Raw genomic sequence first — 13,399 nt, forward strand, 5'->3', positions numbered from 1 at the left:
TTAAGCTAATGGTTGGCACTATCAACCCCCATATCGGACTTTCACCGACTAGTACGTGCCCATGCTGGGCACACATATAAAAGACTAATGGTAATAAATATTAACCATTAGTCTATATCCTTTATGGTGTTACGAGTCTAGTAGAAAAATCATTTGTATTGTAGCACATTACTGCATCAGCTCCAGACGTTTTAGTTACTTTCACCATCAATCTTTGATTGTTAAGTGAAACAGAATTTAAGTTATACGAGTATATTGTAGGATGATTTCCTCCGCCAGTAGCTGAAACATTTATAATTTTAGATCCAAGTAAAACTCCTCCGCTTCCATCAGCATTAACTTTAAGTAAATCAACCTTAACATTTGAAGTTCCCCCTGGATTATTAGTCCATAATGTAAAATTCCAATTTCCATTTCTATATGTCCCGTTCGTTACGGGTGTTGTCCAAACATTTTGAGTAGCACTAATAGCTTTTATAGGTTGCCACCCTGAAACAGAACTCTTTCCAGTTTGCATATTTTCACTTATAGTATTTACACCTGCTACCTTCTGATTGAATAAATACCAGGTAGTACTTGGAAGATTTCCTATTCCTCCACCACTTCTAATCGTATATGTAGCAACAGCTGTCAAAGAACTAGCTAATCCTGCCTTAAAAGCTTTTGCTTTAATAGTCTTAGTTGAAGTTACATTTATTGGTGTTGTATATTGTGCAGAATTTTCATTTGGTTCACTTCCATCAATAGTATATCTGATAGTAGCTCCAGGCGTAGCTGTAGAAATGCTTACATTTTGCACAGAATCATAAGTTCCACTTGCTAAATTAAATGTTGGAGTTGCTGCTTGAGTGCTTGGAGTTGTTCCTCCTTGCTGATACACACGTACATAATCAACATACATCTTAGCTGGGAATTGAGTTGTTCCATCTGGACTTCCTGGCCATTGTCCTCCAACAGCTAAGTTGAGAAGAATGAAAAATGGTCTATGAAATTCCTCTGTATCATTAATTGTAATATTTGCTTCCCAGTACTTAACACCATCTACAAACCACTTAATAGAGCTTGCATTCCATTCAACTGAATATACATGATATTGAGTTACATCGATTGTATTAGATTGTCCTGTATAATATTGATGTCCACTTTTATCCCAGTGAATAGTTCCATATATATTAGATCCATTGTTTACATTTTCCATAATATCAAGTTCACCACATTTTGGCCAACCAACTTGATCAATATTTGAACCTAGCATCCAAAAAGCTGGCCATATACCTTGTCCTTTTGGAAGTTTCATCCTGGCCTCAATTCTTCCATATGTAAACTGTCTCAATTCCTTAGTTTTCATACGAGCAGAAGTATATCCCATTCCACCATAAGCTTCTTTTCTAGCCTCAATAAGTAAATTACCATTTTCAATTCTTGCATTTTCAGGACGGTTTGTATAATATTCTAATTCATTATTTCCCCATCCTCCAGAACCAGTTCCAGTATCAAACGCCCAATTAGATGTATTTATTCTACTTCCATTAAACTCATCGCTCCAAACAAGATTCCAAGTAGTGTCAGCATGTACATTTACACTTGGAAGAAGCGAACCTATTAGTATAAATATCATGATTAGTCCAAATAATGTTTTTTTCTTCATAGAAATAATCCCCCTTTTAGTAAAAATCTATTATAACTTAAAATGTCCTATCAAAAAACTTCACTTAATACTTTAGCTTATCTACAATAATTCACTCCTTCCCTCTCTTCATTGTAACCACTTCTTTTAATATTTCATTTTAAACTATCATCTCAGTTCTATACTATTATTGAAAAATATACCACATGTTTTTTCATTGTGCAACCATTTCCATAAATTCAATTTTAATGCTATATAATTTTGTTAGCCAAACTAGTCTAAGCATAAAAAAAAGACTACGCATATGTAGTCCTAGTTATAATTCACCTTTAATCTATATTTATATTGAGGTCTTCCAACCTTACCATATTCGATAATCTTTTCTAGGTCGCCTTGTTTGCTCATGTAATCAAGATATTTTCTAACGGTTACTTTTGCTAGTCCAAGTTTCTCACATAACTCCTCAGCAGTAAAATATTCATCCTTTATACCCGGAAGTGCTTCTACTATTGATTTATACGTATACCTATTAAAACCTTTCTCTACATTATATTTTTCTTCTTTACCATTTGACTTGTTACTTTTTGTATTTAAAATAAGCTTATCTAGTTCAGCTTGTTCAATAGTTTCACCACTTTTCAACCCATTAACTCTATCTTGAAGGTTATTAAGAGATTCTTTAAATCTCTGAAAAGTAAATGGTTTTATTAAATAATCTACAACACCATATCTAAATGCATCTGTTATTCTTTCTATAGTTTTATCTGCTGTAATCAAAATAACATCTGAAGCTATTTCATTTTTTCTTAGCCATTTTAAAAAATCCATGCCATTTTCATTTGGAAGAAAAACATCTAAAAGAATTAAGTCAACAGAATTTTCTAATAAGAATTCCTGCGCTTCTGTAAGATTTGTTGCCGCTTTTTCTAGGGAAAATCCTTCTACCTTATTTAAAAATTTAGAATTTATTTGTATAACCATTGGATCATCTTCAACTATCATAGTTTTTATCATAAAATCAACTCCTTTCCCTTGGTATAGATATAATCCATTCTGTTCCTCTATTTATTTTAAAATCAATATTCCCTTTGGCTTCATCTATAATTTTCTTTACTATATGCATTCCAAATCCACGACTTCCTTTTTTAGTTGTTATTCCAATCTTATAAATTGATTCTCTTATACTTTCTGGTATACCTGCTCCATTATCCTTTATATTAATATTTATATTGTTTTCTTCTTCACATATTTTTACATATATTTCACCAGTTCCATCTTTTTTAACTTCATCTATAGAATTCTCTATTAAATTTCCCACAACGGATACTAATTCTTCCGAAGTCATATATTCTGGCAACCTAGTCAATTTTGAATTTTCATCTATTATTAACTTAATTCTATATTCCTCACATTTACTATACTTTGCTAAAATTAATGCTGCTAAAGATACATCTTTTATTTTATCTGATATTATGGTAGATATATTTTTTTTACTATCTGCTATTACATTTATAAATTTAACTGCTTCATCGTATTCTTCCAATTGAATAAGTCCTGAAATTGTATGAAGTTTATTCATAAATTCATGATTTTGCGCTCTCAATGACCACGCCATTTTCTTTATTCCAGTTAACTCTTCCGCCATCTTACGTACTTCAGTTAAATCTTCAAAAGTTACAACCAATCCCAAATCTTGATTTTTAAACCCCTTAATAGTACTGTATTTGCACATAATATTTAGCCCTGGTCTTGCCTTTATCTCTACATTTCTTATAGGCTTCCCACTGTGTAAAAACACATCTAACATACTATCATAAGTAAATTCTGTAATAGGACTTCCTATATCACTATCTTTTAACCCTAAAATTCTACTAGCTTCCTCATTAAATAATGTTATACGACCATTATTATCTAATGCAATTATTCCTTCCTTAATATTTTCTATTACAGTTTCTTTCTGTTTTAATATTAAAGCGATTTCCTCTGGTTCAAGTCCAAATATAGCTTTCTTTATGCTATATGAAATAGCAACAGCTCCTAAAGCTCCTAAAACCAATCCTGCTACTATGATAGGTATAAATTTATACATCTTAGTATAAACTTCATTATCAAACTTATTATATAACATTCCTACAGCTACTGCCCCTATCTGTTTATTATCATCATCATAAATAGGAGAAAAAGCTCTTACAGAAATTCCAAGACTACCACTTGCTGTAGATATATATTCTTCACCATCTTTTAATACTCTCTGTTCATCCCCACCTATGAATTTTTCACCTATTTTACTTTTTACTGGATGTGAATATCTTATACCTTCCATATCCATAACTACAATAAATTCCACACCTGTCTTTATACGTGCTTTCTCTATTTCATCATTTAATAATCCAATAGGCACCGTTTTATTGCCTTTTAAGTATTCTTTAACCTCATAAGTTGAGGCAAACGAATTTGCTATGTTTAACATATTTTTATCTATTTGATCTCTTAATAAGTTTTTCATTTCAATATAAGAAAAAATTGTTATGCTTCCAATGGAAATTATAAGAATGCCTATAACAAAAGACGCTATTTTCCCCTTTAACTTCATATTATCACCCTTATTTTAACTATTTACCTAAATTTCTTTTGATTTAATTATATACGATAAATTATCAAAAGAAAATGATTACACAAAAAGATTAGCCATATCTTTTAATAAAAATATGTCTAATCTTTGGTAGGTATAATTTCTATTTTGTTTTCATTAAAGTTATTGTCCACTTTCTAATAAAATTTTTACATGTTTCATTAATTACTTTTATTATGCCGCAGCTTTATTATCTAATTTTTTCATCTTATTATTTCTAATTAACTTAAATGCATAAGTAACGATAAACGGACAAACAATTGCAGACACTACACAGGCTGCTGCAACTTGGGCAGTAGCTACTGTTGCTATAGCAGCTAAAGTTGGATCTGCAGCTGCAACAGCAGCTGGTGTAGCTACAGCATTTCCTGCTGTTGAACCTGTTGCTAAACCAATTATTGGCTCTTCCTTGAATAATTTTAAAAGTATATAAGCTCCTATTCCAGTAAATGCTGCTATTATCCCTAATATTATGCCAGGTACCCCAGCTTTTACAATTGTTCCAAGATCCATTCCTGCACCTAGTGGGAATGAGAAAAATGGAATTAATAATAATTTACTGCTTCCAAGGAAAGCTCTCATATCAGAATCAATATTTCCTAAAATCATTCCTATTACTATTGGAATCATTACTGCTAAAAGTGCTTCAAAAGGAATTTGAGCAAGTCCTGATGCTCCTAATGCAACTAATGTGAAAAATGGGCCATCTTTTAAAGATAATAGAGCATAAGCACCTACATCAGTTTCATCCCCATATTGAGAAGCAAGAGATGCATACAATCCGCCATTACAATTTGTCAATGCTGATAAAATAGCAAGTGGTGATAACCCCAATACTCCTGCAGGTCCAAAAACTTTTCCTACAATTATACCAATCCCAGCACCTACTACAAACTTTCCTGTTATTAATAGTGCACCTTTTTTTAGTGCCTTTGGTGCTAACTTGAAATTAATTTGTGAACCGATCAAGAACATAAAGCAAGCCAAAATTGTTGTTGATGCTGTTTTACTAAATAATGCCGTTGTGAATCCCCCAATTTGTAAAAACTGTGGAAAAAATGTATTAGTCAATACTCCTAGAAAAAGTGGAACAACCATCATACCGCCTGGAATTTTATCTATGGTTTTCTTAATTGGAATTTGCATATCAATACCTCCTAAAATTTCATCTTATAATTGCTTCATTAAACCTTTCCATTGATAATCTTATTAAAATTTTGTATTTATACATGCTCTAAATATCCTTGAAGTTTATTTTAGTAGCATGTATAAAACAAATTACCTAATTACAATTCCTCTTATTTTCTTGCAACTCCACTTTCTATTGCAGCTTTAGCAATTGCTTCTGCTACTTTTTTAGCAACATTTTTATCCAGTGCACTTGGAATTACATTATTTTCATTTAAATCTTCATCCTTTATGTAATTAGCTATTGCATACGCTGCTGCAATCTTCATTTCTTCATTTATTTCTTTTGCTCTTACATCTAATGCCCCTCTAAATATTCCTGGGAAAGCTAAAACATTATTAACTTGGTTTGGAAAATCTGAACGTCCTGTACCAATAACTCTTGCTCCAGCTGCCTTTGCTTCATCAGGCATTATTTCAGGTGTTGGATTTGCCATTGCAAATATTATGGCATCTTTATTCATTGATTGTACCATTTCAGGTTTTAGTATTCCTGGAGCAGATACCCCTACAAACAAATCAGCACCTAATAAAGCATCGCTAAGACCTCCTTTTATGTTATCTGGATTTGTTATTTCTGCTAAAGCTTCCTTAGCATCATCAATTTTCTCCATTCCTCTATAAAGAATTCCTACTTTATCAACTGCAATCAAATTCTTAACTCCTGATGATAATAAAAGTTTTGCTATAGCTGTTCCTGCTGCACCAGCACCATTTACTACTACCTTTATATCTTCAAGTTTCTTATCAACTACTTTAAGTGCATTTATAACACCGGCAAGTACTACTATTGCAGTTCCATGTTGATCATCATGAAACACTGGAATATCAACTAATTTTTTTAATTTTTCTTCAACCTCAAAGCACCTTGGTGCTCCAATGTCTTCTAAATTAATTCCACCAAATGTTGGAGCTATTAATCTAACTGTATTAACTATTTCATCAACATCCTTAGAATCTACTAATATAGGAAATGCATCAACATCTGCAAACTCTTTAAATAGTATTGATTTCCCTTCCATTACAGGCATCCCTGCCATTGGTCCTATATCTCCAAGTCCAAGTACTGCAGTTCCATCTGTTACTACCGCTACTAAATTTCCTTTAGAAGTATATTTGTATACGTTTTCTTCATCCTCATGAATTTTTCTACAAGGTTCCGCAACTCCTGGTGTATATGCAAGACTTAAATCATCTCTTGTTTCAACCTTTACTTTAGATGTTACTGAAATTTTTCCTCTATTCTCCTCATGTAATTTTAAGCTTTCTTCAAAATAGTTCATTTGATACACCCTTTCTTTTTGGAAAATTTATATTTAACTTTTAATGTTTTTTCTCTGTGACTAAATAATAACATCAATTCAGAAATATAAAAATATTCTGTAAATTTAAATATAGTTTTGTAAATTAAAAAAACTTTGTATATGTTTTAACAAAGTTTTCAAATAGAAAAAGCGGGCAAATATCCCGCTTTTCCTTATAATTCTTCAGTTGCTAATTCAAAACCATCTATAATTACATCTTCATTAAGTTCAATTAGAAGACAAGTATTTCCGTGGCTATCTTTAACTTTTCTTATATTTTTAAGTTCTTTAGGCGCTATTGCTAGACTCATATCTTCAGTTGTTATTTTAATTGACTTTGAATTCATATTTGGAACTATATTTTGAACCTTAAGCTCATAGTCACTATTTCCTGTTACTCTTTCATAAGCCTCCTCAAGTTTTTCAACATTTTCAACGCCACTTTCTTCTAGCACACCTTTTAAATCTTCACGACTTACTACAGAGGCTTCACTTTCCTCTTCATCTTCCTCAAGTTTCTCTGAAAGTTTTTCATATATGTTTTGCATAGTTTCTGGAGCTATTTTTTCCCCTACTACAGTTCTTAATATATCCATAAACTCTCCTTTTTCCTCTTCAGCTGTCTTTTTAAACTCACAGTTTAATATATCCTCTACAAAACTAATATTTATATCTTTAGACTTAGATGCATAATACATAATTCTATTCACATCTGCAGAATTATTATTAAATACAGGGAACATAAATCCATCTAAAGGAGAATCAAGATTGATAGTTGAATCTAATGCAGAATTTGCTCTAAACTCTCTTTCTATATAATCAAATTTTAATGCTTTCTTAGGTGGTTCTATTTTATTTACGCTACACATCATAAATTCAAAAGCATAAACTTCATCATCTTTAGCTTCCTCAGCTTCTTCACTTCTTCTCTTATTTGCACCTTTCCAATATTCTGCTTTTATAAAAGTAATAACTACATCTGTTTCATACTTATAATTCTTTCCTATCCTTGAAACTATTTTATCAGCTTCTTCTTTAAAAATGTCTTTTTCTTCTTTTACAGCTGAATATAATATCTTCTGCGCATTATCTTCAATATCTACTGTTTTAAATTCAAGCTCAAAAAGTTTAGTATCTAATGCACCTGATAATATCTTTTTAAAATTTTTAATATATAATTCCTGCTTTTCACTATCAATACTATCAAAATATTCAAACTCAGAATAAATTACTGACTGGTTGTCCTTTTTTAGGTAAACACTGTATATTTCTTTAATACTAAGCATTGTATTTTCCGGCTTAAATTCTTTTCTTATTCCTGCTAAATCCTGTTTATTCATCTGATATACCTCACTTTATTTTCTAGTTATCTATTGCTAAAATTCATAGTACACAATTGTAGTTAAAATATATTTAAAAATTACAATAACAAAAACAACATATATATTATAAATAAATATATAAAAAAAAGCATATACTAATTTTTTGAAAATACTATTTGTGCTTTTGTTTCTTCTCTTTCTTCACTGCTTACTTGGATATTTCCTCCATGTTTTTTCACTATCCATTCAGCTATTGATAAACCAAGTCCGTGTCCGCCTTCTCTGCCACGCACTTTATCTCCTCTATAAAATCTATCAAAAATATATGGAAGATTTTCTTTACTTATACCTAACCCATTGTCTTTAACCTCTATAAATATCTTATTATTCTTCTTTTTTAAGCTAAGTTTTATTATATCTCCTTCACTTGTATATTTTAATGCATTATCTAGTAATATTATCATTAACTGAGCTATCCTATCTTCATCAGCATTAATGTATACATCTTGTTCTAAATCTTTAATAAATGTTTTCTCTGCGAACTCAGCAATTTCTATATATGGTTCACATATTTCATCTAGTTTTTTACTTAAACAAAATACTTTTTTATCCAATTCAATAGCATTGCTGTCAGATTTTGCTAGAGTCAATAAATTATTCACTAGTTTTGAGAGTCTTCTTGTCTCTGATAAAGATATTGCTATACTTTCTCCTACCTCTTTCACTTTTTTCTCTGGAGACTTTAATAATAATTCTAATTTAGATTGTATTATAGTCAATGGTGTTCTTAATTCATGAGATGCATCACTTACGAATTGTTGTTGTTTCTCCCAAGCCTTAACTATAGGAACTAATGCTTTGCTTGCAAGATAAAATGCTACCACCACTGAAATAACAAAAATTAAAACTCCTCCAACTACTAGTATTGAATTTAAAGTTTCAAGAAATTCTTTTTGTGAATTTGTATTTCTTATTAATTGAACTATTACAGTGCTGTTATCCGTATCAATTTTAATAGCCATACTCCTAAAATAAAAACTATCGTATCTACTCTCTTCAATGTTATCTAAAGTCTTATATTTTATCTTATCTGCTATGTCTCTATAATAATTATTATGGCTAGTTGATTCAAGTAATTCCCCATCCTCACTCCACACTAAAACTCCATTATTAGGCTCTAATTTTTGAAACGTTAGTTTATTATTTTTTGATGACTTTTGAACAACTTTAGCCATGGATAATAAATTTTTATCAACTTCTCTATAAATTTCTGATTTAGTATATTGAAATAAGACTACTCCTAAAATTGAAAAAAGAACTAGAAAAGTTATTGTATTTACTAACACCAAATGTCTTTTTTGTTTTGCAAACATCTTATTTCTCCGTTTCTTGTAGTAAGTATCCAACACCACGAATTGTTTTTATATATTTATCATAACCGTATTTCATTAATTTTTTTCTTATATTATGAATATATACTTCCACAATTTCTAAAGTAGTATCTGATTCCAATCCCCAAATTCTATCATAAATCTGTTCTTTCAATAGAATTGTGCCTTCGTTTAAAATCAAGTACTCTAATAAATTGAATTGTTTAACTTGCATTTTAATTTCTTCATCCTTAATAAAAACTTGCTTTGTTCTATGTATTAAACTTAATTCCATAAATGATACTGAATTCTCTTCATGAATTTGTCCATATCTTCTTAATATTGCTTTCACCCTTAAAACAAGTTCCTCAATATGAAAAGGTTTTGTAAGATAATCATCAGCACCTAATGAAAGTCCTTTTATTCTATCATCAGCTGCTCCTTTAGCTGACAATAATAATACTGGTGTATTTATCCCTACCGCCTTCAAATTTTTTAATATACTAAACCCATCCATATCAGGTAACATTATATCTAATATTATTAAATCATAAATGTCTTGCTTTGCTAAAAATAAACCTTCTTCTCCATTCATGGAAACATCAACTTGAAATTCTTCCTCCAATACACATTTTATAGATTCTAATATAAATTCATCATCTTCCACTACTAATAACTTCATAAACTCCCCCTTAATAGCACACTCTCATAAATTAAATATATATCTTATTATCCTAATAATCTATATTTTTATATGCCTTATAAAATAAATATTAAAACAGCCTAACAAAAAAGTAATATTATTAGGCTGTTTCAAATTAATTATTCAAATCTCAATGCTTCAATAGAATTTAGCTTTGATGCTTTATTAGCAGGATACATTCCAAATATTATTCCCACACCAACAGAGAATAGGAAAGATCCTATAACAACATTATTAGAAATAATAACATTTAACTTAAATAAACTCTGGATTCCATAAGAACCTGTAAATCCAATAAGTACTCCTATTATTCCACCAAGTCCACTTATACATACAGATTCGATTAGAAACTGCATTAGTATGGTTGATCTCTTAGCTCCAATAGCCTTTCTGATACCAATCTCCCTTGTTCTTTCTATAACAGATACAAGCATAATATTCATTATCCCTATTCCGCCTACTATAAGTGAGATTCCTGCAATCCCTGCAAGCATTGTTGTTAAACTTGATGTTGTAGTATTTACAGTGTTAAGAAGTGAAGTTTGATCAAATACTCTATAGCTTTGAGTATTATTATTATATTTTTTATTTAAAAACAACTGCAAATAGCTCATAGCTTCACTTACTTTATCTTTATCCTCTGCTTCTACATATAAACTCTTAATATTTGTATTCATCAGCAATCTTTGAGCTGTAGATAACGGAACTATTATTCTATCATCACTTGAACCTGTTGTTGAAGTACCAATAGATTTAATTACTCCAACAATATTAAATTCTATACCATTAACATACATAGTTTTTCCTACAACATTAGTAGTTCCAAATATATTATTAGCTGTTTCAGTTCCAATAACAAGAGACTTATATCTATTTTCCTGATCTCTATCATTAATAAATCTACCATCACTTACTTCTACCTTTTTTACTTCTGAATAATTAGGCGTAGATGCTTCTATAGTAGTTGTAGATGTTTGATCTCCCTCCTTTATATTTATGTTACTTTGAGTAAATACTGGTGAAATCTCTTTTATACCAGGTTTGGAACTTAATTCAGCAATTTCATCTTGTGTAAGAGATGCTGTGCCATTTCCGGTAATTGTAACAGTTATAAGATTTGTACCTAAACTTTCTATACTATCAGTAATCTGTTTCTTTGTACCTTCCCCAATGGCTAGCATTATTATTACAGATGATATTCCTATAATTATACCCAGCATAGTTAGAAAGGATCGAACTTTATTGCTCCATACTGAAGCTATTGAAATTTTTAATAGTTTTGAAAATTTCATAATTCTATCCCTCCTTCCTAAGATTAACTTTTATAGCCTTGTTAAATATGGAGTTGTTTTTTTCATCACTAGTTTGCTCTTCTACTAATTCATCTAATGTAATTTCTCCATCCTTTACTGTTATCATCCTCTTTGCATTAGATGCAATTTCTTTATCATGAGTTATCATTACTATTGTATTTCCTTCTCTATTTAAATCTGTAAGCATTTGAAGTACTTCTTTTCCTGTTTTACTATCCAATGCACCAGTAGGTTCATCTGCTAAAATCATTTGTGGTTCTGCAACCAAAGCCCTAGCTATGGCAACTCTCTGCTTTTGCCCACCTGAAAGTTCAGTTGGCTTATGCTTTAAATGTGTTTCAAGTCCAACTTTTTTGAGAGCCTCAATTGATTTTTTTCTTGCTATGCTACTTGAAACACCTAAATAGAAAAGTGGCAACTCTACGTTTTCTAATACGCTAAGTTTAGGCAAAAGATTATAATTTTGAAAAATAAACCCGATTTTCTCATTCCTTATTTTAGCTAATTTAGAATCACTACATTTTGTATTTAATCCATCTAAAATATACTCTCCACTAGTGGGAACATCTAAACATCCTATTATATTCATTAGAGTAGATTTCCCGGCTCCTGAAGGTCCTACAATAGCTACATACTCTCCTTTATTAATAGTTAAATTTATATCTTTTAGTGCCACGAATTCATTATTACCCATTTTATAAATTTTATTTACATTTCGAATACTAATTACTTCTGTTTTGATTGAATTATTTGCCATACTATTCTTCCTCCAATATAACTTCAAATATTGGTCTATTTTCCTTGGCTTCCACCTTGTTGTTTATTTCCATTTCCAGAACCTCCAAATCCTCTATTTGATCCCCCACCCATCATGCTGTTTAAACCATTTTTATTATTTGAACTTGTAGAAGAGCTACTTGGCAAATTTATTAAAATTTCTTCACCTTCTTGTACTCCCTCTGTTATTTCAGCATAATTATCATTTTCAAGTCCAGTAGTAACAGGAACTAACTTTCCACTTCTTGAAGAGAAATTGAAATTTTGCCCACCTTGACGATTGCCTGAATTTTGACTTCCTTTACTTTGGCTATTTCCCTTTCCAGCTTGTCCCCCATTTTGAAATTCTTGATTATTATTACTATTCGATTTTTGGTCTGAATTATCTCCACTACTGTTAGAAGCCATAACAAATTTCTTTCCATCTTGTTCAACTATAGCTTCTTTAGGAACTACTAAAGTATCGTCTTTGTTTGCTACTAAAATATTTACATTTGCATTCATGCCTATTTTTATATCTGTTGGATTGCTAATTGAAATTATTACATCATAGTTGGTTGCATTATTAGTTGTAGTGCCAACTTCTGCTACTGTATCTACCGTACCTTGATATGTTTTTCCTGATTGAATTGTATCTCCATTATTTCCACTCACAGCAGTTATCACCCCATTTATTGGTGATGAAACTGTAGCCTTATTTAACTGGTCATTAGCATTATTTAATTGAGTTTGAGCATTTATTACAGCTATATTATCTAATGCTACTTCATTGTCAGTTTTTGCTGCTGCTAAAGTTAGTTTTTGTTTTTGTAAATTATTTTGAGCTGTAGTTATATTTTGTCTTAATATGTCACTATCAATAGTAAATAAACTAGTTCCAGTTGTTACTACCTGCCCAACTTTAACATTTAAATCTTTTATAGTTCCACTATTATTAGCTGTCAAATCTTTTGATATCCCTGCATAAACAGTACCAGTTCCCTGTATTTTTACTTGCATATTCATTTTTTGTGCCGTTACAGTTATTTGACGATTGGTTGATGCACTTACATTACTCTTATTTAAAAATTTCTTATATCCTACAAATCCTCCTATTAGGACTACACCAACAACTACCCAGACTATCAGCGGTTTAATAAATTTCTTTTTCATTATTGACCTCC

11 protein-coding genes are annotated in these 13,399 nt (G+C 30.6%); all 11 read right to left on the bottom strand.

Annotation, left to right across the window (positions count from 1 at the left end; genetic code table 11):
• Positions 1-121: 121 nt before the first annotated feature.
• The gene (locus tag H9661_RS19725) at positions 122-1,648 is read right to left on the bottom strand and encodes a family 16 glycosylhydrolase (protein ID WP_143315385.1); all 1,527 of its coding nucleotides are present in this window, start codon (positions 1,646-1,648) and stop codon (positions 122-124) included.
• 291 nt (positions 1,649-1,939) lie between these two features.
• The gene (locus H9661_RS15720) at positions 1,940-2,641 is read right to left on the bottom strand and encodes a response regulator (protein WP_143315386.1); all 702 of its coding nucleotides are present in this window, start codon (positions 2,639-2,641) and stop codon (positions 1,940-1,942) included.
• Positions 2,642-2,645: 4 nt separating this feature from the next.
• Positions 2,646-4,220 carry an ATP-binding protein gene (locus H9661_RS15725; RefSeq protein WP_191769680.1) on the bottom strand — a complete coding sequence of 525 codons (1,575 nt, stop codon included), beginning with the start codon at positions 4,218-4,220 and terminating at the stop codon, positions 2,646-2,648.
• Between the two features lie 213 nt (positions 4,221-4,433).
• On the bottom strand, positions 4,434-5,405 hold the full coding sequence (locus H9661_RS15730) for a 2-keto-3-deoxygluconate permease (protein WP_143315388.1): 972 nt from the start codon (positions 5,403-5,405) through the stop codon (positions 4,434-4,436).
• Between the two features lie 152 nt (positions 5,406-5,557).
• Positions 5,558-6,730, bottom strand: coding sequence for an NAD(P)-dependent malic enzyme (locus H9661_RS15735; RefSeq protein WP_191769682.1), 1,173 nt, complete (start codon positions 6,728-6,730; stop codon positions 5,558-5,560).
• Positions 6,731-6,924: 194 nt separating this feature from the next.
• Positions 6,925-8,091 carry a DUF4317 family protein gene (locus tag H9661_RS15740; protein WP_143315390.1) on the bottom strand — a complete coding sequence of 389 codons (1,167 nt, stop codon included), beginning with the start codon at positions 8,089-8,091 and terminating at the stop codon, positions 6,925-6,927.
• Positions 8,092-8,228: 137 nt separating this feature from the next.
• Positions 8,229-9,446, bottom strand: coding sequence for a sensor histidine kinase (locus H9661_RS15745; RefSeq protein WP_191769684.1), 1,218 nt, complete (start codon positions 9,444-9,446; stop codon positions 8,229-8,231).
• Between the two features lies 1 nt (position 9,447).
• A complete protein-coding gene (locus H9661_RS15750; RefSeq protein WP_191769686.1) occupies positions 9,448-10,125 on the bottom strand; it encodes a response regulator transcription factor in 678 nt (225 codons plus the stop codon).
• A gap of 140 nt (positions 10,126-10,265) precedes the next feature.
• Positions 10,266-11,438: an ABC transporter permease gene (locus H9661_RS15755; protein WP_191769688.1), complete on the bottom strand. Its 1,173-nt coding sequence runs from the start codon at positions 11,436-11,438 to the stop codon at positions 10,266-10,268.
• Positions 11,439-11,442: 4 nt separating this feature from the next.
• On the bottom strand, positions 11,443-12,216 hold the full coding sequence (locus H9661_RS15760; protein ID WP_191769690.1) for an ABC transporter ATP-binding protein: 774 nt from the start codon (positions 12,214-12,216) through the stop codon (positions 11,443-11,445).
• A 35-nt stretch (positions 12,217-12,251) separates the two neighbouring features.
• Entirely contained in the window at positions 12,252-13,388 is a 1,137-nt protein-coding gene (locus tag H9661_RS15765) for an efflux RND transporter periplasmic adaptor subunit (RefSeq protein WP_191769692.1), read from the bottom strand.
• Between the last annotated feature and the right edge of the window lie 11 nt (positions 13,389-13,399).

This window comes from Clostridium cibarium (genome assembly GCF_014836335.1).
Classification (GTDB): Bacteria; Bacillota; Clostridia; order Clostridiales; family Clostridiaceae; genus Clostridium; species Clostridium cibarium.